Source organism: Pantoea sp. PvP021, assembly GCF_054056055.1.
This window is the reverse complement of record NZ_JBSRXX010000001.1, coordinates 1,154,712-1,175,034: the sequence shown is the minus strand read 5'-3', so window position 1 is coordinate 1,175,034 and position 20,323 is coordinate 1,154,712. Positions and strand designations below refer to the sequence as shown.

Below are 20,323 nucleotides of genomic sequence, written 5' to 3'. Positions count from 1 at the left end.
AATCACAACGCAGGCTAATTTGTGATCGTTTTCGCTTTTTGACGATCGCGCATTGGACGGCACGTCAGCGCGGGCGCATAGTCATTATGCATATAAAATCGCGTGCGAATATATATTCAAGCGGAGAAAAATAATGACTCGTCCTCTGATCAAACTGACCCTGCTCGCATCGATGCTCGCCTTTTCAGCGACCGCGCTGGCGGCAGAGCAAGGCCTGCTGGCGATTATCACCCCATCCCATGACAACCCGTTCTTTAAAGCCGAGGCGGAAGGGGCCTTAGCGAAAGCCAAAGAGCTGGGTTACGCCACGCTGGTGGCGTCGCACGATGATGACGTAAACAAGCAAAACCAGCTGATTGAGACCGCGATTGCGCGCAAAGCCAAAGCGATCATTCTTGATAACGCTGGTGCCGACGCCACCGTCGGGCCGGTGCAGAAAGCCAAAGATGCCGGGATCCCGACCTTCCTGATTGACCGGGAGATCAACAAAACCGGCATCGCGGTAGCGCAGATCGTCTCTAACAACTATCAGGGGGCGCAGCTGGGCGCGGAGAAATTTGCGAAATTGCTGGGCGGCAAAGGGGACTATGTTGAACTGCTGGGCAAAGAGTCTGACACCAACGCGGGCGTGCGGTCGCAGGGCTATCACGATGTGCTGGATGACTACAGCGACATGAAAATGGTGGCTCAGCAGAGCGCCAACTGGAGTCAGACCGAAGCCTTCAGCCGCATGGAAACCCTGCTGCAGAAACACCCCAACATCGTTGGCGTCATCTCCGGTAACGACACCATGGCGCTGGGTGCCGAAGCCGCGCTGAAAGCCGCCGGGAAAACATCGGTGATCGTGGTGGGCTTTGATGGCAGCGACTACACCCGCGATTCGATCCTCAACAAAGGCAATATTAAAGCGACGGTGCTGCAGCCGGGCTGGGATCAGGCGCAGATGGCGGTCACGCAGGCGGATTACTACCTGAAGAACGGCAAAGCGCAGAAACAGGAGAAGCAGCTGATGGACTGCGTGCTGATTGACGACAGCAACGCCGCTAAGCTGAAAAACTTCAACCTGGCGAAATAACCATGAAACGGATGCTGGCGGTATTGACCGGTATGGCGCTGCTCAGCGCCTGCACCGTGGTGGATCTGGACGCGGACGGTAAGCCGATTCTGCCGAAGGATCCGCACGCGAAACCCAGCTATACCACCCAGACACCGCAGCAGATTGCGGAAGAGACCTGGCAGCCGCGCGTGATGACCACCGCGAACAGCCATGCGCTGAGCTGGGCCGACATGGAGGCGAAAAGTCAGACGGTCAAACCCGGCGGGCGCGAAAGCGTCTTCGTGCGAGCCGGAGGGACAGCCAGCGCCTTTGATGAGAGTAACCCGCGTGAACGCACGCTGACGCTGATGATTAACGGCAAGCCGGTGGCGGTCAGTGTCGGGCCGGTGCTGCGCAGTAACGCTATCCGGGATGCCGCAGGATTCCGTTTCGAAGAGTTTACCAATCAGGTGCAGTACGCCCAGCTGACCCGGGCGCTGAACCGTCACGCGGTGAAGCAACTGCCACCGCTGGATGCCAGCTGGGTCAACCAGCCGGTGCAGGCGCTACTGGCCGTAACCATCGGGCACAGCAGCGTTGAAGATGTGGTAGCGGTTGAGCTGAAGCGGGGGACGCCCTGATGGACGATGAGATCATTCTGCGGACCGAACAGATATCGATGCTGTTTCCCGGCACGCTGGCGCTGGATCGCGTCGACTATCGGGTCTGGCGCGGCAAAGTTAACGTGATCATCGGTGAGAATGGGGCGGGCAAATCGACCCTGATGAAAATTCTGGCCGGGGTACAGCAGCCCACGGCCGGTTCGCTGTTCCTGAATGGCGAGCCGCTGACGCTGAGCAGCACCCGCGACGCCGCCCGGCACGGCATCGGCATGGTGCACCAGGAGCTGAATCTGTTTGAGAACCTGACGGTGGCTGAAAACCTGTTTCTGGGCCGGGAGATCCAGCGCGGCCTGGCCCCGATCAACGAGGCGGAGCAGGCTCGCCGCACCGCCGCGCTGATGGCGCGCCTGGATCAGCCGATTTCACCCTATGAGCGGGTCGGTAATCTCAAAGTGGGTCAGCAGCAGCTGGTCGAGATTGCCAAAGCGCTGGCGGAAGATGCGGACATCCTGATCCTCGACGAGCCGACCTCGGCGCTGAGCAAAACCGAAGTGGAGATCCTGTTCCGGGTGATCCGCGACCTGACGCAGCAGGGCGTTACCGTGATTTACATCTCCCACCGGCTGGAAGAGCTGATGGCGATTGGCGACGTGATTACTATTCTGCGCGACGGGCGCTTTCAGGCAGAAGCGCCGGTCAGCAGCATCGATGTACCGTGGATCGTGCGTGAGATGCTGGGCAGTGAACCGGTCACCACCTTCCTGCCGGAAGCGCGTGAGTTTGGCGCGCCGGTGCTGGAGGCGCAGCACATTACCTGCGTCAGCCCCAATGGCAATACCCTGGTGGATGACGTCAGTTTTCAGGTGCGGGCCGGGGAAATTGTCGGGATTTACGGGCTGATGGGCGCAGGCCGCACCGAGCTGTTTGAGTGTCTGCTTGGCAGTCAGCGTCACTATCTGGGCAAGCTGTGGCTCGACAGCAAACCGCTGCCGACCCGTCTGGCCACCGCTGACCGTATTCGCATGGGCATGAGTCTGGTGCCGGAAGATCGCAAACGTGCCGGGATTTTCCCGGTCTCATCGGTTGCCAGTAATCTCACCATCGCCAGCCTGTGGCGGCGTCTGTCACATCGCTTTGCCATTGCCCACCAGGCGGAGCAGCAGGCGGTGAGCCAGACGGTGGGCAACCTGGCGATCAAAATCTCCTCGCCGGACGTGGCCATTAGCGCGCTGAGTGGTGGCAACCAGCAGAAAGTGGTGATTGGCCGCGCGCTGCTGACCAATCCGCGCCTGCTGCTGCTGGATGAGCCGAGTCGCGGCATTGATGTCGGTGCAAAAGCAGAGGTGTTTCGCATGATGGTGGCGCTGTCGCAGCAGGGCATTGCAGTTCTCTTCTCCACCTCGGACCTGAAAGAGATTATGGCGGTAGCCGATCGCATCCTGGTGATGTCGGGCGGCAAACTTACGGCTGATCTTCCCCGCGACCAGGCGGAAGAGGCAGCGCTGGTGAAAGCAAGTGCGCAGGGGTTCTGAGCATGAAAAGCAATGACAGCGTCGCGCTGACCACACTTCCGGCTAAGGCGTTCAGTTCACGTGAAAGCATTCTGCTGCTGCTTCTGAAGCTGCGCACTTTTATTGCGCTGATTCTGATCGTCGGCTTCTTCGCCATCACCGTGCCGGACTTTCTCGCCACCGGCAGCCTGGTGATCATGGTGAAACATATCGCCATCAACGCCTTTCTGGCGCTGGGCATTACCTTTGTCATTATCACCGCGGGAATTGACCTGTCGATTGGGGCGACGCTGGGACTGTGCGGCATGATCGCCGGCTGGCTGATTACCAAAGGCATTGTGCTGCCGATGTTTGGCATCGCTATTTTTCCCAGCGTCTGGGTGATTGTGCCGGTGGTGCTGCTGATCGGCGCGCTGATTGGCGCGGGCAACGGCTGGATCATTACCCGCTACAACGTGGCCCCCTTTATCTGCACCCTCGGCACCATGTACATCCTGCGCGGCGCGGCGATGCTTACCTCCGGCGGCGAGACCTTTCCCGGTCTGCAGGGGAATCCGCTGCTGGGCAACACCGGTTTCGATCGGATTGGTGCCGGAACCTTTCTCGGGCTGCCTTACGCCATCTGGATGATGGTGATGCTGGCGCTGGTGATCGCCTACATCGCCCGTCGCCTGCCGTTTGGCCGTCAGGTCTATGCCATCGGAGACAATGAACGTGCCGCTGAACTGTCGGGTGTGAAAACCCGGCAGGTAAAAATTCTGGTCTACACCCTGTCGGGATTCTGCGCGGCGATTGCTGGCATCGTGGTTTCATCGCAACTGGTCGCCAGCCATCCGGCTAACGGCACCGCGTTTGAGATGAATGCCATTGCCGCCGTGGTGCTGGGTGGCACGTCGCTAGCGGGCGGACGCGGCACTATCCTCGGCACGCTGATTGGTGCCTTCGTTATTGGCTTTCTGGCGGATGGCCTGATCATGATGGGTGTCAGTGAATTCTGGCAGATGGTGATCAAAGGCATCGTGATTATCATCGCGGTGATCATCGACCAGACCCAGAGCCGGATGCAGCAGAAGGCGGCCGTGGTGGCTCAGAAAGCGTTAATCGAGGAGGGGACACCGGCAAAACCCTGACGGGAAAGTGCGTTGAACCGGACAGCGGGTGCCGCTGAGTGATTCCTGGCAGTGGACGGCCTGCCCGGTTTAATGGGCAGAGTAGTGAACAAAGGGCGGTTCAGTTTATTAGCCCCCTTTTTTTCAGGCACAAAATTTTTTAACCGACGTGAATATATATTCATAACCGATTTAAAATTCAGAGGTAGTGTATGAATCCTTTCAATCTTCCGGTCGATGACCTTGAGCGCCGGGCGCGGGCAATCCGCCGCCGCATCATCCAGCTTAACGCGGGCAGCCCGGCAGGCGGTCATACCGGCGCTGACCTGTCACAGGTAGAGATCCTCACTGCGCTCTACTTCCGCATTCTGAACTGCGCCCCGGATCGCACAGACGACGATCAGCGTGACATCTATATCCAGTCCAAAGGGCATGCGGTGGGGGGCTATTACTGCGTGCTGGCGGAAGCGGGCTACTTCCCGACCGACTGGCTGGCAACCTATCAGCATGCCGACTCGCATCTGCCCGGCCATCCGGTACGGCAGAAAACGCCGGGTGTTGAGCTGAACACCGGCGCGCTGGGTCACGGCCTGCCGGTGGCGGTGGGCATCGCTATCGCGGCGAAAAAAGATAACAGCCCGCGCCGCATCTTTGTGGTGACCGGCGATGGTGAACTGGCTGAAGGCAGCAACTGGGAGGCGGCGCTGGTGGCGGCGCATTACGGCCTCGACAACCTGATCATCATCAATGACAAAAACAAGCTGCAACTGGCGGGCGCGACCCGCGACATCATGAACACCGATCCGCTGCCGGAAAAATGGCGCGCCTTCGGGCTGGAGGTCACCGAATGCAACGGCAATGATATGGCGGCGGTGGTCGACACCATTGAAAACCTGCCGAAGAACGGCAAACCGCAGGTGATTGTGGCGCATACCGAGAAGGGATTTGGCGTCTCCTTTATCCAGAGCAAGGCGGAATGGCATCACCGGGTGCCGAAAGGCGAAGAGATCGCACTGGCACTGGAGGAACTGAAAGATGAGTAATGCACAACATTTAGCAAGCGTCATGGTCACGGCCTTTATCGACGCGGTGAATCGCGGTGTGGATCTGGTGCCGGTGGTAGCGGACTCCACGTCGACGGCCAAAATCGCCCCCTTTATCAAGGCATTTCCCGACCGGCTGATTAACGTCGGCATCGCTGAGCAGACGCTGGTGGGCACGGCGGCCGGTCTGGCGCTGGGCGGCAAGGTCGCGGTGACCTGTAACGCCGCGCCATTTCTGGTGTCACGCGCCAATGAGCAGGTAAAAGTCGACGTCTGCTACAACAACACCAACGTCAAACTGTTCGGGCTGAATGCCGGGACCAGCTATGGCCCGTTAGCCAGCACGCATCACAGCATTGATGACATCGCGGTGATGCGCGGTTTCGGCAACATCGAGATCTATGCGCCTTCCTGCCCGCTGGAGTGCCGTCAGATCATCGATTACGCCCTTGAGCATGTCGGGCCGGTCTATATCCGTCTGGATGGCAAAGATCTGCCGCAGCTGCACGAAGAAAGCTACCAGTTCAGGCCGGGCGCGATCGACCTGCTGCGTGAAGGCAGCGACATCGCACTGGTGGCGATGGGCTCAACGGTTCACGAGGTAGTTCACGCTGCTGAGCAACTGGCTGAGCAGGGCATTTCAGCCGGTGTGATCGCGGTTCCATCGATTCGACCTTGTGATACCCAACAGCTGCGCAACCTGTTAAATCACTACCCAGCGGTGATTACCGTAGAGGAGCATAACGTTAATGGCGGTGTCGGCAGCCTGGTGGCCGAAGTGCTGGCGGAAGGCGGCTGCGGCATCCCGCTGTTGCGGCTCGGCATTGCAGATGGGGAATATGCAATTGCCGGCGATCGCGCCTCTACCCGTGCCCATCATGGCATTGATGCCAGTAGCGTGGTGAACAGTGCAGCGCGCATCTGCGCAGGAGCATAAACATGGTGGGACCCCTGATTCTGGCGATCGACGAAGGCACCACCAATGCCAAGGCGATTGCGGTTGATCGTGATGGCCGTGTGGTGGCACGCGGCAGCCAGAGCTTAACCCTGCAACATCCGCAGCCGGGACTGGCTGAGCAGGACCCTGTGGCGATCTGGCTGGCGGTAAAAGAGGCCATTACCCACTGCCTGGCAGCCTGTGGTGGCGCGCCTGTCGCGGCAGTGGCGATCAGTAATCAGCGCGAGTCGGTGCTGATCTGGCAGCGGCGTGACGGCAAGCCGCTGACGCCGCTGGTGAGCTGGCAGGATCGACGATCCGAGTCACTCTGTCGCGACCTGCGTCAGGCGGGCAAAGCACCTCGTATCACCGGTTTGACCGGCCTGGCCGTTGACCCGATGTTTCCGGCCGCCAAGCTGACCGGGATGCTGGCCGCCATTCCCGACGGCGCGGCGCGGGCGGCGGCGGGTGAGCTCTGTATCGGCACGGTCGACAGCTGGCTCAGCTGGCAGCTCAGCGCGGGCGAGGTATTTATTACCGATCATGCTAACGCCTCCCGTACTCAACTCTACAGCCTGCATCTTAATGACTGGGACGACGAGCTGCTGACGCTGTTTCAACTGCCGCGCGCCGCGCTGCCGCGCATCACCGCCTCAGCCAGTGAACAGGGCGTGGTCGCGGTGAGTGATATTCCCGGCTTAGCGCCAGGCACGCCGATTCTGGCGCGCATCGGCGACTCTCATGCCGCCTTACAGGCGCAGCGGCGCGGCGAGTCTGAAGTGGTGAAAGCTACCTACGGCACCGGGTCTTCCCTGATGATGTCCATGGCGACGCCGCTGTTGACGGAAAATGGCCTCAGCACCACCGTGGCCTGGCATGACGGCACGTTGCGTTATGCCTTTGAAGGCAACATTACCCACACCGGTTCCGGTGCCGCCTGGCTGGGCAGAATGCTCGGCGTGCAGGAGCCGCGCGAGCTCACCGTGATGGCGCAGCGCTGCGACGACAATCAGGGCATCTATTTTGTCCCGGCGCTCTCTGGCCTGGGCGCGCCCTGGTGGGATCTGCAGGCGCGCGGCATGGTGTGCGGATTGACGGATGCCGCCACACCCGCCGTGCTGGCGCGGGTGGCGCTGGAGTCGATCGTCTGGCAAATCGCCGACGTCTTTTTTGCCATGGAGCAGGCCAGCGGCCAGCAGCTTCCGGCGCTCTGTGTGGATGGCAGCGCCACCGAAAATAGCTGGCTGATGCAGTTACAGGCGGATGTGTTACAGCGGCCGTTGCAGCGGGTGCCTACCGCCGAGGTCTCCGCGCTGGGCGCGGCACTGCTGGCAGGCAAAGTGCTGGGATGGTGGCAGCAGGGCAGTGATATGCAGGCGCTGCAGGGCGGCAGCGTCATCATGCCGCGTGAAGAGCACGCGCAGCGTATGCAGGAAAACTATAAAGGCTGGATTGACGCCGTTGCACGCTGTCGTTATCAGCCACATTAATCCTTATCCGGAGCAGAGCCATGTCAACACTTCCTCAGCAGTTAACCTTCGGCGTCATTATTGGCAACCGGGGTTTTTTTCCCAGCTATCTGGTGGGCGAGGCGCGCCAGCAGGCGGTCGCGCTGTTTGAAAAGATGAACATTAATACGGTGATGCTGGATGAGAACCAGACCAACCTGGGCGGCGTCGAGACGCGTCAGGAGGCGAAAACCTGTGCCGCGCTGTTTCGCCAGCATCGCGAAGCGATTCACGGCATTGTGGTGCTGCTGCCTAACTTTGGTGATGAAAAAGCCATCGCGGAAGCGCTGCGTCTCGCCGGGCTGAATGTGCCGGTGCTGGTGCAGGCCGAAGAGGACAATCTGGATAAAATGGGACTGGCGACCCGCCGCGACAGCTTCTGCGGCAAAATTTCACTCTGCAACAACCTGCGGCAATATGGCATCCCGTTTACGCTGACCCGTCAGCACGTCTGCGCCCTGAGCGGCGACGTGTTTATGCAGGATCTGCAGCGGTTCAGCCAGCTCTGTCGGGTGGTGAATGCCATGCGCCGGGTACGCGTCGGGGCAATTGGTGCCCGGCCCGCCGGATTCAACACCGTGCGCTACAGCGAAAAGCTGCTGGAGAAGATGGGCATCGCGGTGGAGACCCTGGATTTATCGGAGATCTTTACCCGCACCAACCGGCTGCGCGATGACGATATCCGCGTGGCAGAGAAGCGTGAAATCCTGGAGGCCAACGCCGATGCGCGGGGGATTCCGGGTGACAAACTGGTGACCATGGCCAAACTGTTTGTGGTGATCAGCGAGTGGATCAGCGACAACGATATCGATACCACCGCCATTCAGTGCTGGACGTCGTTGCAGGAGAACCTGGGCATTAACGTCTGCTCAATCATGAGCGTGATGTCGGGCCAGCTGATGCCCAGCGCCTGCGAAGTGGATGTGATGGGGGCGCTGTCGATGTATGCGCTCGCCAGTTGCTCGCTGAACCCCGCCTCGCTGGCAGACTGGAACAACAACTTTGGCGACGAGCGGGACAAATGTGTGCTGTTTCACTGCGGTAATTTCGCCAGCGCCAGCCTGGAGTCAGCGACCATGGGCACGGCGGATATCATCGGCACCACCGTGGGCAAAGAGAACACCTGTGGCGCAGTGCATGGCCGCATGAAGCAGGGCGATCTGACCTATTTCCGCCTCTCTACCGACGACTTCAGCGGCGAAATCAAAGCCTATGTGGGAGAGGGAATGTCGGTCACCGATCCGCTGGACACGGTAGGTTGCCGTGCGGTGATCCAGGTGCCGCAGCTGGAGACACTGCTGGCATGGATCTGCCGTAACGGCTTTGAGCATCATGTGGCGATGAACCACTCTGCCACGGCTGGTGTGCTGCAGGAAGCGTTCAGTGAGTATCTCGGCGTGAGCTGCTACCGGCATCAGTAAGCGGTAAGGCGGAACGGCTGAATGCAAGGGATGAAGCAGCCGGTGCGGTCACGATTCCGCCCGCACCGGCTTGTATGCCCGCCACTTCTGAAAAGGAAAGGCGGGCACTGATTTAGCGCGCCATTCTGCGCACCTCGTCATCGTCATTCTGTACCGCAACCAGATCCACCGGTGGCAGATTGCCGCCACTGAACTCCACCTGACGAATCGGGAAGGCGAAGCGGATATTTCGCTCTTCCAGTGCCGCCATCAGCTGCAGGTTAATCTCCTGCTGTATATCCATGTACTTATTGTAATCCGCATCCAGCACAAAATAGACCACTTCGAAGGTCAGTTTTGAATCCTCAAAGGCCAGGAAGTGGGCGCGGTCAAAACGGGTGGTCTCAACGCCCTGGATAATCTCTTTCACCAGCGGGCTGATCTCCCGGACCTGCTCTGACGGCGTGGCATAGCTGATACCAAACTTAAAGACGATGCGGCGCTGCTGCATGCGCTTATAGTTGTGGATCGTCTGCTGCAACAGAATGGTATTTGAGCAGACAATCTGCTCGCCACTCAGGCTGCGCAGTCGGGTGGTTTTCAGGCCGATATGCTCGATGGAACCGGCAATGTCACCAAAGACAATAAAATCGCCATGCTCAAACGGCTTATCAAAGCCTATCGCCAGCGACGCAAACACATCGCTCAGTACGGTCTGAATCGCCAGCGCAATCGCGATACCACCAACCCCAAGGCTGGCGACCAGTGCGGTAATGTTGATGCCCATGTTCGACAGAATGGCCAGGAACATCATGATCCAGACCACCACCCGCAGCAGAATCCCCAGGATCACCGTAGTGACCGGGTTGCGTACGTGCAGCGGGTCACGCAGCAGGCTCTTCAGCCATAGCCGGATGCCACAGTCGAGCCACAGCGCGAGCTGCACAATCAACGCCAGGAACCAGCCGTGCGCGATGGTTACACTCCACGACGCGGGCAGATCGACAAACTTCAGGGCAATCAGCAGCGAAAAGATCAGCAGCAGGGTCTGGCTGGTACTGCGCAATATCTCCACCAGAATCGCAGTGGCGCGAACATGACGATGCTCGCTGTAAAGGGCAATCCGGTTGGAGATAAAGCGAATCAGAGTACGTAATATCCAGTAAATCACCAGCGTGGACACCACCACGATGGCGCTGTTTAGCCAGAGTTCCTGATTAAAAAAGAGGGTGTGAAAACGACGTGAAGAGAGCCAGTTTTCCATTGGGGAGGGTCTCCTTGCTGGGTTCCGGTTTAAAAGAAAACAAGCAAGAAGCATAGCCTGGATGCGGCCCGCCTGTGCGGCGCATCCGTAAAGCGGTTACTGGAATCGGGTCGATTTATCGCGAGCCAGGCGCTCAAGGGCAAAAATAATCTGCTGAAGCTGCCGCTCCTGCGCCGGGTTCAGCGTGGCAAAACGAAAGCTCAGTCGCGGTGTGATGCGGGTTTCATTTTTGCCGGTTACCACGCTGCGCTCGCCAATGCTCAGCAGCTTTACCGGCACGTCAAAATGGCCATACTCGCCCAGCTCGACCCGGAACGGATTGAAGCTGTCACCGTCCTGCAACCCGTCCGGCAGCGCTTCATCCACCAGCACGCCGATACCGCCCAGCGACAGATCCTGCAGACGCAGGCGCGTTTTCCTGCCATCGGGCCACACGGTATGACACCAGAACTGCGGCTCCAGCGGGGCGCAGACCCGGAAAAACTCACGTCGCTGGATCTGCCACAGCAGGTCTGGCAGCGGCGCGCTGAAAGCGGGTAACCCTTCAAACTCCACGATTTCCAGCGCGGCGAGGCTGAATTCCACCTTAGCGCCGTAGGTTTCCGCAGTGATACTGAGATCGTCGCTGGTCAGGGCATAATCGTTATCCAGATTATTACTGCCGAGGTCAAACAGCATGCGATCTTCATCGGCAGCCAGCATCCGGCTGATAAACTGCCCACGCGGAAAGCGCACCAGTAATGGCGTCTGCAATCGCAGCAGATCTTTCATAACGCCAAGAACCGCCAGCGTGCCACGTTTTAGATATTGTTCCTGGTCGGCTTCTTTCACGTCCTGCTCCACAAGGGGGGTTACTTTATTGATGCGGTTTTTTTGCCTCGTCTCGGTTATCGGCGCGGCAAAAAAAAGCTTTAGCATGCTATTCATCAATAATAACTGTGAGCAGGCAGGCATTTTTTGAAAAGCTGGTTATACTTATCGCGGTAAACCGCTTGATTAATCAGGCGTTCACGATTTAATCAAAAAAGGAAGGAGCAACAGATGGGTATTATTTCCTGGGTCGTCTTTGGCTTAATCGCGGGTATTCTGGCGAAGTGGATTATGCCGGGTAAAGACGGTGGCGGTTTCATTCTGACTATCGTTCTGGGTATTATCGGTGCAGTAGTGGGTGGCTGGATCAGTACGCTGTTTGGCTTCGGCCGCGTCGATGGGTTTAACTTCGGAAGTTTCGTGGTCGCTGTTATCGGTGCCATCGTGGTGCTGTTCATCTACCGCAAAGTACGCAGTTGACCGTAAAGGTTTAAACGAAAAAGGGGACGAAGCGATTCGTCCCCTTTTTTTATCTCTTATTTTGCAATCAGAAGTCGTAACCGACTGTCGCCATCACGCTGCGTTCTGCGCCCCAGTAGCAGAAGCCCGTACCGTAACAGCCCGCTACATAGGTGCGGTCGGTCAGATTATTGGCGTTGACCTGCACCCAGGCACCTTTCAGGCTGCTGTTCCAGACGCCGAGATCGGCCCGCACTGACGCATCAAACAGCGTCACCGACGGCACACGGGTGGTGTTTTCATTGTCCGCCCACTGTTTGCCGATGTAACGCACGCCCGCACCCGCACTCAGACCGTAATCAAACTGATAGTGACCCCAGAGTGCAGCCATGCTGTTGGGTGTGACATATGGCGTATGTCCGTCGTTGCCATCTACCGACTCTTTAAAGCGCAGATGATTCAGCGTATAGCTCGCCACGGTGCTCAGACGCGGGGTTAACTGATTATGCGCTTCCAGCTCAATGCCCTGTGAATGCACTTTGCCCGATGGCGTATAAGTCGCCGTCAGCACGTCGCGGTTCGCCACATCTTTCTGCGTCAGGTCATAGACCGCCACGCTATAGAGATCGCGCGTGCCGACCGGCTGATATTTAACCCCGGCTTCATACTGCTCGGCGGTAGTCGGCTTCAGCAGGTTGTTGTTGGGATCGGTGAGCGCGGTCGGGGTAATCGCCTGGCTCCAGCTGACGTAAGGCGAGATACCGTTGTCGAAGGCATAGAGCAGTGCTGCGCGGCCGCTGATGTGATCATCCTGACGGCGGTCGCTGCCGCTGTTATTGGCGACAATGCGGTCATAACGGCCGGAGAGATCCAGATGCCAGCGATCCAGCTTCATCTCATCCTGCAGATAGAGGCCGGTCTGATAGTAGCGACGGGTTTTATCGGCCCAGGTGTAATCAGGCATGTCGCCAACCTGTTCACCAGTCCGTGCATTAAGCTGGTTGGCAGAGCCGCCAGCAGCAGTGATCTCATTTTTATAACGATGATACTCAGCACCCAGGGTGACGCGGTGCTCCAGCTCGCCGGTATCGAACTCCGCCTGTAAGCGGTTATCGGTGGACCAGGCCGAGAGCGACGAGCGCTCGCCAGAGTAATATCGGTTCAGCAGATCGGGATTCACGCTGTCCCAGCCAATCTGATAGACCTGATCGAGATCGACATTCGAGTGGCTGTAGCTGCCGGTCGAGGAGAATGACCAGACGTCGTTGAAGCGATGGGCGAAATCGAAGCTGTAGATCTGCTCGCGACGCTTGAACTGATCGAGATCGCTGTTGCCCTCATAAAAGCCGTTGCTCAGCTTGTAGCCGTTGTGTTCGGTGAGGCTGCCGTCACCCGGTACCGAACCGTGATAGCCGCCCGACGGATCCTTCTGCAGATAGGCTTTCAGGATCAGATGCGTATCTTCATCCGGCTGCCACATCAGCTGCGGCATCAGCGCATATTTCTCTTCGCGGGTGTGATCGTACTGGGTATCGCTGTTGCGGGTCACGCCGGTCAGGCGAAACGCCCACTGATCGTTGATGGCATTGGTGTAGTCAAACATCGTGCCGGTGGTGGCGTTGCTGCCCGCCTGCAACTGGATGTGACCCTCTTCGCTGAACTGAGGACGCTTGGTCACCATGTTCACCAGTCCGCCCGGCACCGTCTGACCATAGAGCGCAGAAGAGGGGCCTTTGATCACGTCGATGCGCTCAAGGAAGGCGTTATCCACCTGCAGGCCGTTGAAACTGCCGCCGTCGCTCATCAGCCGCATGCCGTCGAGGAAGGTGTTATCGACATCGCCGCCATGGAAGCCACGCAGGGCAATGGTGTCGTAACGGGTCGCGGCGCCGCCGAAGTTGGTGAAGACGCCAGAACTATAGCCCAGCGCCTGATTCAGGGTCAGCGCGCCCTGATCCTGCATCTGCTGACGGGTGACCACGGAAATCGATTGCGGCGTGGTGATGAGCGGACGATCGCTTTTGGTTGCGCCCTGGCTGGTCGTCGCCAGATAGCCCTGGGTCGGCAAGGTCGAATCTTCCTGCGGTTGCGCGGTTACCACCATATCGGCAGCATAACTCAGAGCAGGCGCGGTCAGCGCCAGGGTGCATAGGGGAACATAACCTTTCAGCGACAATGACAGTTTCATCAAAATTCCTTTCTTGGCAAAGGTTCAGGCAGGTGAATAAAAGCTTTGATAGGCAATCTCATTATCATAATGAGAATTATTACCTTTTGTAAATTGGCTGCAATTTTGCCTGTTGATGAAAGAAGGTCAAGTAAAATTCGCGGAAATGAAGTGGGGATACCCCCGGCAAGGCCAGAGGTATCCAGAGTGGATTAAGGTTGTGAGGCAGACGCCTGCGGAATATCGTGGGCGCTGTTACAGGTTTTATCTTTCGGGCAGTACTTATCCAGCAGTTTCAGCGTGACGCCGTTGGTCCAGCCGAAGCCATCCTGCAGCGGATATTCACCGCCACCGCCGCCGCCGAGATTTTTGCCATCAACGACATATTTCTCCACCAGCTTATGCTCACGGTCATAGGTGTTCTGGACGTTTTGCAGGAAGCGTAATCCCACCTCTTTCGCCAGTTTTGGCTGGTTGTAATGCTCCAGACCTTCCACAGCAACCCACTGCAGCGGTGCCCAGCCATTGGGTGCATCCCACTGCTGACCGTTGTTCACGGTGGTGGTCACCAGACCACCAGGTTTCAGCAGCTGTTTTTCCACTGCGCTGGCGGTGCTTTCAGCCTGCTTATCGCTGGCGACCTGCAGATAGAGCGGGAACAGCGCGGCAGCAGTCAGCTGAGGATGGACCTGCTTTTTCTGCCAGTCATAATCGGCGTACCAGTTCTGTTTGCTGTCCCACAGATAGCGGTTGATCGCCGCCTGGCGCTTCTCCGCGCGATCGGCAAACTGCTTCGCCAGATCGCTCTGCTTGTTCATCTGATAGCCTTTCGACAGGGTCTGCTCCAGATGGAACAGCAGGCTGTTGAGGTCAACCGGGGCCAGCTGCGTGGTACGAATTGTCGACAGGTTATGCGCATCGGTAAACCAGCGCGAACTGAAATCCCAGCCCGACGCCGCACCGGAACGCAGCTCACGGTAGAGTTCGGCTTTATTCCTCTGCGGCGCTTTCTGGGCGGTGGCAATGTCATCCATCCAGGATTCTGTACGTGGCACGTCGCGCGCATCCCAGTAGCGGTTGAGCAGGCTGCCGTCCGCCAGCTTAATCACGCGCTTGCTGGCTGCGCCCGCCGCGACTTTATCGCTGTCTGCCATCCAGTAGTCATACTCTTTCTGCAGCTGCGGCAGATAACGGGTATAGGCTTTGCCGTTATCGTGCGTCGCCAGCAGATCGACCATCAGGCTGAAGAACGGCGGCTGTGACCGGCTCAGATAGTAGCTGCGGTTGCCGTTGGGAATGTGGCCATAGCGGTCGAGCAGCGAGGCGAAGTTATCCACCATATCCTGCACTTTATCCCAGTGTCCGCTCTCGGCCAGCCCCAGCATGGTGAAGTAGCTGTCCCAGTAATAGACTTCACGGAAGCGCCCGCCTGGCACCACATAGGGTTTGGGCAACGGCAGCAGCGAGTCATACTGACCGGCGCTGCTGGTGGTGCGCGTCAGCACCGGCCACAGGCCATCAATGTGGTCACGCAGGTTTTGTCCGGCTGGTGGCACATATTTGTCACCGGCCGCGGGCAGGGTAAAGTTGGCATCCACAAAACGCTTAAGATCGAAATTGCGCTGTTTCTTCTGCATCTGCCAGTCGGCAAGAATTGAGGCGGGATCGAATTTCGGCACCGCGTCCGCAAAGGTCTTTTGATCGGGATAGAACTTCGCCTGTTGCACGGCATTAAACAGCGGTCCTAAACGAACGTCAGGCGGCTGCGGCTGATTATTCAGCATGCGACTGTTGTCGTCGGCCTGGGCAGTGAAGGCGGGTACGCTCAGCAGCAACGTGAGCAGAAAGGGCGCATAACGCTGACGCCGTGGAGCGGCGTTTACCTCAATTTTTGTCATCGGTTTTTCTCCTTGTCCGAAACGCGGCCGCGCGTAACGCATTGACCACAGGACCAACTTTAGACCTTATCTGACCACTTCACCCTGAAGCGAGCCGGAAATGTGAAGCCACGGGAATTATTTTTATGGAAAAAACCGCTTTATTACGCTGGTTTTTTCTTGCTCTCACCTCGCTTTTCCATGACGCTGAAAGAAAAAAAGGAGAGCAGGATGGAGATCATCTGGTATCACCCGTCGCAGTCTGCAGCGGCCTGGATTAACGGTTTACAACAGCGTCTGCCCCAGGCGCGGGTGCGTGCCTGGCAGCCAGGCGATAATGGTCCGGCTGATTACGCGCTGGTCCGTTCGCCCCCCACAGAAATGCTACAGGGACGCGCCACCCTGCGCGGCGTCTTTGCGCTGGGGGCAGGCGTGGACGAGATTCTGAAACAGCTGCAGCAGAACCCTGAGATGCTGCCCGACAGCGTGCCACTGTACCGGCTGGAAGATACCGGCATGGCGCGGCAGATGCAGGAGTATGCGGTTCATAGCGTACTGAGCTGGTTCCGTCGTTTTGACGACTACCGTCTCCAGCAGCAGCAACAGTGCTGGCAGCCGCTCCCCGCTTACACGCGTGAAAACTTTACTATCGGCATCCTGGGGGCGGGCGTGCTGGGGCAGAGCGTGGCGGAAAACCTTAAACCCTGGGGATTCCCTCTGCGCGTCTGGAGCCGTTCGCCCAAAGAAATTGATGGCGTGACCAGCTTTTCCGGTCGCGATGCATTGCCTGCCTTTCTGCAGGAGACGCGGGTGGTGATCAACCTGCTGCCGAGCACGCAAGAAACCATTAATCTTATCGACCACCACTTTTTACAGCAGCTGCCGCACGGCGCTTTCTTCCTCAACATCGCGCGTGGCGCCCAGGTGGTGGAAGAGGATCTGCTGGCCGCGCTCAATAGCGGGCAGCTGAAAGCGGCGGCGCTGGATGTCTTTCAGGTTGAACCGCTGCCCGAAGCGCATCCGCTCTGGTCACATCCGCGCGTCACAATCACGCCCCATAATGCGGCGGTAACCTTGATCGACGAAGCTATCGACTACATTGCCCGCGCCATCACCCAGGATCAGGCAGGCGAGCCGCCGCAGGGCAGGGTGGATCGTCAGCGCGGCTATTAATGAACCGGCCCCGTCAGGGGCAATCAGCAGGAGAAGAGGATGTATCCGGTAGATCTGCATATGCACACCATCGCCAGCACGCATGCTTACAGCACGCTGCACGACTACGTGACTCAGGCGAAGCAAACCGGCATGAAACTGTTTGCCATTACCGATCACGGCCCTGACATGGCCGACGCGCCGCACTACTGGCACTTCATTAATATGCGCGTCTGGCCGCGCGTGATCGATGGCGTGGGTATTCTGCGCGGTATCGAAGCCAATATTAAAAATCAGCAGGGCGAAATCGACTGTTCCGGCCCGATGCTCGATGCGCTGGATTTGATCGTCGCCGGTTTTCACGAGCCGGTTTATGCGCCGCGCGACCGGAAACATCACACGGATGCGATGATCGCTGCGATGGCGGGCGGGCTGGTCCATATCATCAGTCATCCAGGCAACCCGAAATTCCCGGTCGATATCCCGGCTATCGCCGAGGCAGCCGCGCACTACGATGTGGCGCTGGAGCTGAATAACTCCTCCTTTACCCATTCGCGTCCGGGCAGTGAACCGAACTGCCGGGCTATCGCCGCCGCGGTGCGCGATGCCGGTGGACGTCTGGCATTTGGCTCCGATTCCCATACGTCGTTTACGCTGGGTCACTTCGATCACTGCCTGCGCATCGCCCGCGAGGTGGATTTTCCTGAGGATCGGGTGTTAAATGTCACGCCGCGTCGCCTGCTCGACTTTCTGGAGCTGCGCAGCGGCAAACATATTGCTGAACTGGCTGACTTTTAGCGCCAGGCCTGGTAAGCAACACGCTCACCATGATGGAAATCCCCGCTTTTATCTGCGGGGATATAATGACTGAGGCGAGTATTTTACCGTAACCTGTTCTCTTATCAGCCCGGAAAGGGCGTGTGGCAAGACCTGAAGCTTAAAGCTGAGAGAGCACTTAATAACTGAAAAATGGTCTCAATCGTTCGGGTTAGCAATGTCAACGGGGCGGTTCGTCCGGGCGGGTAATGGCGTAAACTTTAAGTTCTACTCTGCTCTTTATTGATCGCGTTAGATCAAAGCGTAGAATTACCACGCCTGGTAACGCGCTTTACTAATTTAATAGTTAACCATGCTAATAGCAAAGCTGAAATTATTATTGCTATGAATAATGCATTCGCTGTTGAAGGGAAAATTTGAAATGGATTTACGATTTCACCGAGCTTCATGTAAGCATCTTCCGAAAGGGTTCTGAAGATGATTTCCGGGATCACTATAAGATAAAATAGAGTAAATACGGTGTATAAAGCCAGCCACTTGATCCTTTTCATAAGCCATTCTCTTTGCATACCTTTCACTTCAGTATACAATCGTTGCATAAGGAATTCTACACAAAGGGATGAGTATGAGCATGTCTTATCTTAAGATTAAACTTCAGGCAGAGCGAACCATTGCGCTTAACTTTGAGAAGGCACTTGCTGAGTTACATCAAACAATGCTTGATACAGGAAGGGGGATTGTGTCTGGCGCTCAACGTGCAAGCGGCTATGGTTCATGCTTTTTTGATGACTACAAGGATGTTTGTAATCAACTTAAGCAGGAAGATTTGCGATACCTGAAGCAACTCAGAATGCTGTTTACCCGGCAGGACGTGGTTTTAGAGATGGTAGAAATATACTTCAGAAAAAAACTGAGCCGTATTGGTGATACAGGCATCCAGAACATACAGAGACTGTTAGCTGAAAAAGCGTCTGATTATGCTTCTGGTAAATTCTCTAAACTTGCTATAGCACAGTTAATCGCGCTCGTTATTACACAATCCCGGGATTTCAAACAGTCACATATTAATGTAATTAATGCTACAAGTTCGTATGCCGTAACCGCTTTTAAATTTTATGGTAAGTTTGAGATTGCCACAAAAGCAGCAAGAAAATTACGCTTCGATGATGCGGAGTATTACTTCGACTTATATAATGCTAATTTAGAAATGTTCTATTATTTGATTGAGCCGGAAATGTCTAAAATAATCTATTTGAAAAATTCAGGTTCCACTAGCGAAGAGCAGATTTTAAATCTACTAAACAAGATTTTAATAAAATGAAGGCGATCCTTCGCTGGCTATATGCCTGGGTAAGTCAATCCTTCTTTGGACTTATACCACCAGCGGCCGGTCTGGTCGGGGCCATTTTTTTTGTAAGCGTTTTTCCTACATATGGTCTGCTGTTCGCTTTTCTATGGATCCTTTTAATTATTTATTTTTGTGGAAAATATTTTCGCTATTACTAGTGGAGGTAAGCCCCCGTATGAAAAGTGCTTTTTATTTTATTCTATTTTTTTTATGAAAATTTACGAGTTTGATTAGCCTGTTATTGCATATCTTCATTCCGCCTGGCTAATAGTTCATCAGAATCAGAAGTTGCTGGATGATGTATTCTGAAGTTTTCTATGCAAAATTAACCAGTTGCTTTAAGATTTTTTCTGAAGTATGAACTCACTTTCTGGCTGAGATAGCCAGGTGTAAGGGTGGATTACTCAGAGTTCCGGTCATCGCTGTTGTTAAGACCGCCGATGCCGGTGGACGGCTGGCATTTGGCTCCGATTCCCACACCGCGTTTACGCTGGGTCACTTCGATCACTGCCTGCGCATCGCCCGCGAGGTGGATTTTCCCGAGGATCGGGTGTTAAATGTCACGCCGCGTCGCCTGCTCGACTTTCTGGAGCTGCGCAGCGGCAAACATATTGCTGAACTGGCTGACTTTTAATTTACTTGCCTCAAGGAAATCTGACTCATGAATGAGTTTTCCATTCTGTGCCGCGTGATCGGCTCACTGTTTAATCGTCAGCCGCAGGACCCGCTGCTGGTGCCGCTGTTCACGCTGCTGCGTGAAGGCAAACTGCAGTCGCAGTGGCCGCTGGAGCAGGATGAGCTGCTGACCCGTCTGCAACAGAACAGCGATCCCCAGGCGCTGGCCGCCGATTACAACGCGCTGTTTGTTGGCAGCGATTGCAACGTGCCGCCGTACGCCTCACAGTGGCCGGAAGGCAAAACGGAGCCAGAAGTGCGTGCATTCCTGACCTCACGCGGAATGCCGCTGAGCGATGCGCCTGCTGATCATTTTGGTGTGCTGATGCTGGCTGCGTCATGGCTGGAAGATCAGTCAGCGGAAGATGAGAGCGCGGCGCAGATGGCGCTGTTTGAAGAGTATCTGCTGCCGTGGTGCGGTGCTTTCCTGGGTAAAGTGGAAGCGCACGCGACCACCGCTTTTTATCGTACTCTTGCCATGCTGAGCCGCGAAGCGATCCAGGCGATGTACAACGAACTGCTGGATAGCAGCGAAGAGACGCCTGACGCCTGATTCACCACGTCGCCGGGTGCGTACCCGGCGCACAGTGCTGAATCATCTTTCTCAATGGGTTCTGGGGGAGATTC

At 56.7% G+C, this 20,323-nt stretch carries 17 protein-coding genes and 1 pseudogene; 14 read left to right on the top strand and 4 right to left on the bottom strand.

Features of this window, described 5'->3' with window-relative positions; translation table 11 throughout:
• The first annotated feature begins 133 nt into the window (after positions 1-133).
• The 8 genes from ACVKSX_RS05380 (at position 134) to ACVKSX_RS05345 (ending at position 9,188) form a co-directional block, all read left to right on the top strand.
• Positions 134-1,075 carry a D-ribose ABC transporter substrate-binding protein gene (locus ACVKSX_RS05380; protein WP_010246199.1) on the top strand — a complete coding sequence of 314 codons (942 nt, stop codon included), beginning with the start codon at positions 134-136 and terminating at the stop codon, positions 1,073-1,075.
• A 2-nt stretch (positions 1,076-1,077) separates the two neighbouring features.
• Entirely contained in the window at positions 1,078-1,677 is a 600-nt protein-coding gene (locus ACVKSX_RS05375) for a DUF2291 family protein (RefSeq protein WP_010246195.1), read from the top strand.
• Positions 1,677-3,191: a sugar ABC transporter ATP-binding protein gene (locus ACVKSX_RS05370; RefSeq protein ID WP_354438471.1), complete on the top strand. Its 1,515-nt coding sequence runs from the start codon at positions 1,677-1,679 to the stop codon at positions 3,189-3,191. Before ACVKSX_RS05375 ends, ACVKSX_RS05370 begins: the two co-directional genes overlap by 1 nt.
• Before the next feature lie 2 nt (positions 3,192-3,193).
• Positions 3,194-4,300, top strand: a complete 1,107-nt coding sequence (locus ACVKSX_RS05365; RefSeq protein ID WP_249654499.1) for an ABC transporter permease — start codon at positions 3,194-3,196, stop codon at positions 4,298-4,300.
• Positions 4,301-4,491: 191 nt separating this feature from the next.
• Positions 4,492-5,322, top strand: coding sequence for a transketolase (locus ACVKSX_RS05360; protein WP_010246187.1), 831 nt, complete (start codon positions 4,492-4,494; stop codon positions 5,320-5,322).
• Entirely contained in the window at positions 5,315-6,259 is a 945-nt protein-coding gene (locus ACVKSX_RS05355) for a transketolase family protein (RefSeq protein WP_010669881.1), read from the top strand. The genes ACVKSX_RS05360 and ACVKSX_RS05355 overlap by 8 nt, the downstream gene beginning before the upstream one ends.
• A gap of 2 nt (positions 6,260-6,261) precedes the next feature.
• Entirely contained in the window at positions 6,262-7,749 is a 1,488-nt protein-coding gene (locus tag ACVKSX_RS05350; RefSeq protein ID WP_354438470.1) for an FGGY family carbohydrate kinase, read from the top strand.
• A gap of 20 nt (positions 7,750-7,769) precedes the next feature.
• The gene (locus ACVKSX_RS05345) at positions 7,770-9,188 is read left to right on the top strand and encodes an L-fucose/L-arabinose isomerase family protein (RefSeq protein ID WP_050680012.1); all 1,419 of its coding nucleotides are present in this window, start codon (positions 7,770-7,772) and stop codon (positions 9,186-9,188) included.
• A gap of 112 nt (positions 9,189-9,300) precedes the next feature.
• Here the strand turns inward: ACVKSX_RS05345 and ACVKSX_RS05340 are convergent, their stop codons facing one another.
• Together ACVKSX_RS05340 and ACVKSX_RS05335 are read right to left on the bottom strand one after the other, a co-directional pair.
• Positions 9,301-10,431, bottom strand: a complete 1,131-nt coding sequence (locus ACVKSX_RS05340; RefSeq protein ID WP_354438469.1) for a mechanosensitive ion channel family protein — start codon at positions 10,429-10,431, stop codon at positions 9,301-9,303.
• Positions 10,432-10,527: 96 nt separating this feature from the next.
• Positions 10,528-11,262: a flagellar brake protein gene (locus tag ACVKSX_RS05335; RefSeq protein ID WP_010246170.1), complete on the bottom strand. Its 735-nt coding sequence runs from the start codon at positions 11,260-11,262 to the stop codon at positions 10,528-10,530.
• Between the two features lie 210 nt (positions 11,263-11,472).
• Here ACVKSX_RS05335 and ACVKSX_RS05330 point away from each other — a divergent pair, with 210 nt between their 5' ends.
• Positions 11,473-11,721: a GlsB/YeaQ/YmgE family stress response membrane protein gene (locus ACVKSX_RS05330; RefSeq protein WP_010246168.1), complete on the top strand. Its 249-nt coding sequence runs from the start codon at positions 11,473-11,475 to the stop codon at positions 11,719-11,721.
• 67 nt (positions 11,722-11,788) lie between these two features.
• On the opposite strand, the gene ACVKSX_RS05325 is transcribed toward ACVKSX_RS05330, so the two are convergent.
• A complete protein-coding gene (locus ACVKSX_RS05325; protein WP_354438468.1) occupies positions 11,789-13,888 on the bottom strand; it encodes a TonB-dependent siderophore receptor in 2,100 nt (699 codons plus the stop codon).
• Between the two features lie 191 nt (positions 13,889-14,079).
• A complete protein-coding gene (gene treA, locus ACVKSX_RS05320; protein ID WP_010669886.1) occupies positions 14,080-15,765 on the bottom strand; it encodes an alpha,alpha-trehalase TreA in 1,686 nt (561 codons plus the stop codon).
• A gap of 210 nt (positions 15,766-15,975) precedes the next feature.
• Between treA and ghrA the strand changes: the two genes are divergently transcribed.
• The 5 genes and pseudogenes from ghrA (at position 15,976) to ACVKSX_RS05295 (ending at position 20,249) form a co-directional block, all read left to right on the top strand.
• On the top strand, positions 15,976-16,917 hold the full coding sequence (gene ghrA, locus ACVKSX_RS05315) for a glyoxylate/hydroxypyruvate reductase GhrA (RefSeq protein WP_187499940.1): 942 nt from the start codon (positions 15,976-15,978) through the stop codon (positions 16,915-16,917).
• Positions 16,918-16,956: 39 nt separating this feature from the next.
• Positions 16,957-17,694: a phosphatase gene (locus tag ACVKSX_RS05310; RefSeq protein WP_354438467.1), complete on the top strand. Its 738-nt coding sequence runs from the start codon at positions 16,957-16,959 to the stop codon at positions 17,692-17,694.
• A 604-nt stretch (positions 17,695-18,298) separates the two neighbouring features.
• Complete coding sequence (locus tag ACVKSX_RS05305; protein ID WP_064691199.1) at positions 18,299-18,994, top strand: hypothetical protein; 696 nt, start codon at positions 18,299-18,301, stop codon at positions 18,992-18,994.
• A gap of 469 nt (positions 18,995-19,463) precedes the next feature.
• Positions 19,464-19,655, top strand: a pseudogene (locus tag ACVKSX_RS05300) (phosphatase); the annotation flags it as partial.
• Between the two features lie 27 nt (positions 19,656-19,682).
• Positions 19,683-20,249: a TorD/DmsD family molecular chaperone gene (locus ACVKSX_RS05295; protein ID WP_010246159.1), complete on the top strand. Its 567-nt coding sequence runs from the start codon at positions 19,683-19,685 to the stop codon at positions 20,247-20,249.
• The last annotated feature ends 74 nt before the right edge of the window (positions 20,250-20,323 follow it).

Coding starts and splice junctions, on each gene's coding strand:
- ACVKSX_RS05365 (WP_249654499.1), top strand. CDS start 3,194: ATGAAAAGCAATGACAGCGTCGCGCTGACCACACTTCCGGCTAAGGCG.
- ACVKSX_RS05370 (WP_354438471.1), top strand. CDS start 1,677: ATGGACGATGAGATCATTCTGCGGACCGAACAGATATCGATGCTGTTT.
- ACVKSX_RS05305 (WP_064691199.1), top strand. CDS start 18,299: ATGAGCATGTCTTATCTTAAGATTAAACTTCAGGCAGAGCGAACCATT.
- ACVKSX_RS05325 (WP_354438468.1), bottom strand. CDS start 13,888: ATGAAACTGTCATTGTCGCTGAAAGGTTATGTTCCCCTATGCACCCTG.
- ACVKSX_RS05310 (WP_354438467.1), top strand. CDS start 16,957: ATGTATCCGGTAGATCTGCATATGCACACCATCGCCAGCACGCATGCT.
- ACVKSX_RS05360 (WP_010246187.1), top strand. CDS start 4,492: ATGAATCCTTTCAATCTTCCGGTCGATGACCTTGAGCGCCGGGCGCGG.
- ACVKSX_RS05355 (WP_010669881.1), top strand. CDS start 5,315: ATGAGTAATGCACAACATTTAGCAAGCGTCATGGTCACGGCCTTTATC.
- ACVKSX_RS05295 (WP_010246159.1), top strand. CDS start 19,683: ATGAATGAGTTTTCCATTCTGTGCCGCGTGATCGGCTCACTGTTTAAT.
- treA (WP_010669886.1), bottom strand. CDS start 15,765: ATGACAAAAATTGAGGTAAACGCCGCTCCACGGCGTCAGCGTTATGCG.
- ACVKSX_RS05330 (WP_010246168.1), top strand. CDS start 11,473: ATGGGTATTATTTCCTGGGTCGTCTTTGGCTTAATCGCGGGTATTCTG.
- ghrA (WP_187499940.1), top strand. CDS start 15,976: ATGGAGATCATCTGGTATCACCCGTCGCAGTCTGCAGCGGCCTGGATT.
- ACVKSX_RS05380 (WP_010246199.1), top strand. CDS start 134: ATGACTCGTCCTCTGATCAAACTGACCCTGCTCGCATCGATGCTCGCC.
- ACVKSX_RS05375 (WP_010246195.1), top strand. CDS start 1,078: ATGAAACGGATGCTGGCGGTATTGACCGGTATGGCGCTGCTCAGCGCC.
- ACVKSX_RS05350 (WP_354438470.1), top strand. CDS start 6,262: ATGGTGGGACCCCTGATTCTGGCGATCGACGAAGGCACCACCAATGCC.
- ACVKSX_RS05345 (WP_050680012.1), top strand. CDS start 7,770: ATGTCAACACTTCCTCAGCAGTTAACCTTCGGCGTCATTATTGGCAAC.
- ACVKSX_RS05340 (WP_354438469.1), bottom strand. CDS start 10,431: ATGGAAAACTGGCTCTCTTCACGTCGTTTTCACACCCTCTTTTTTAAT.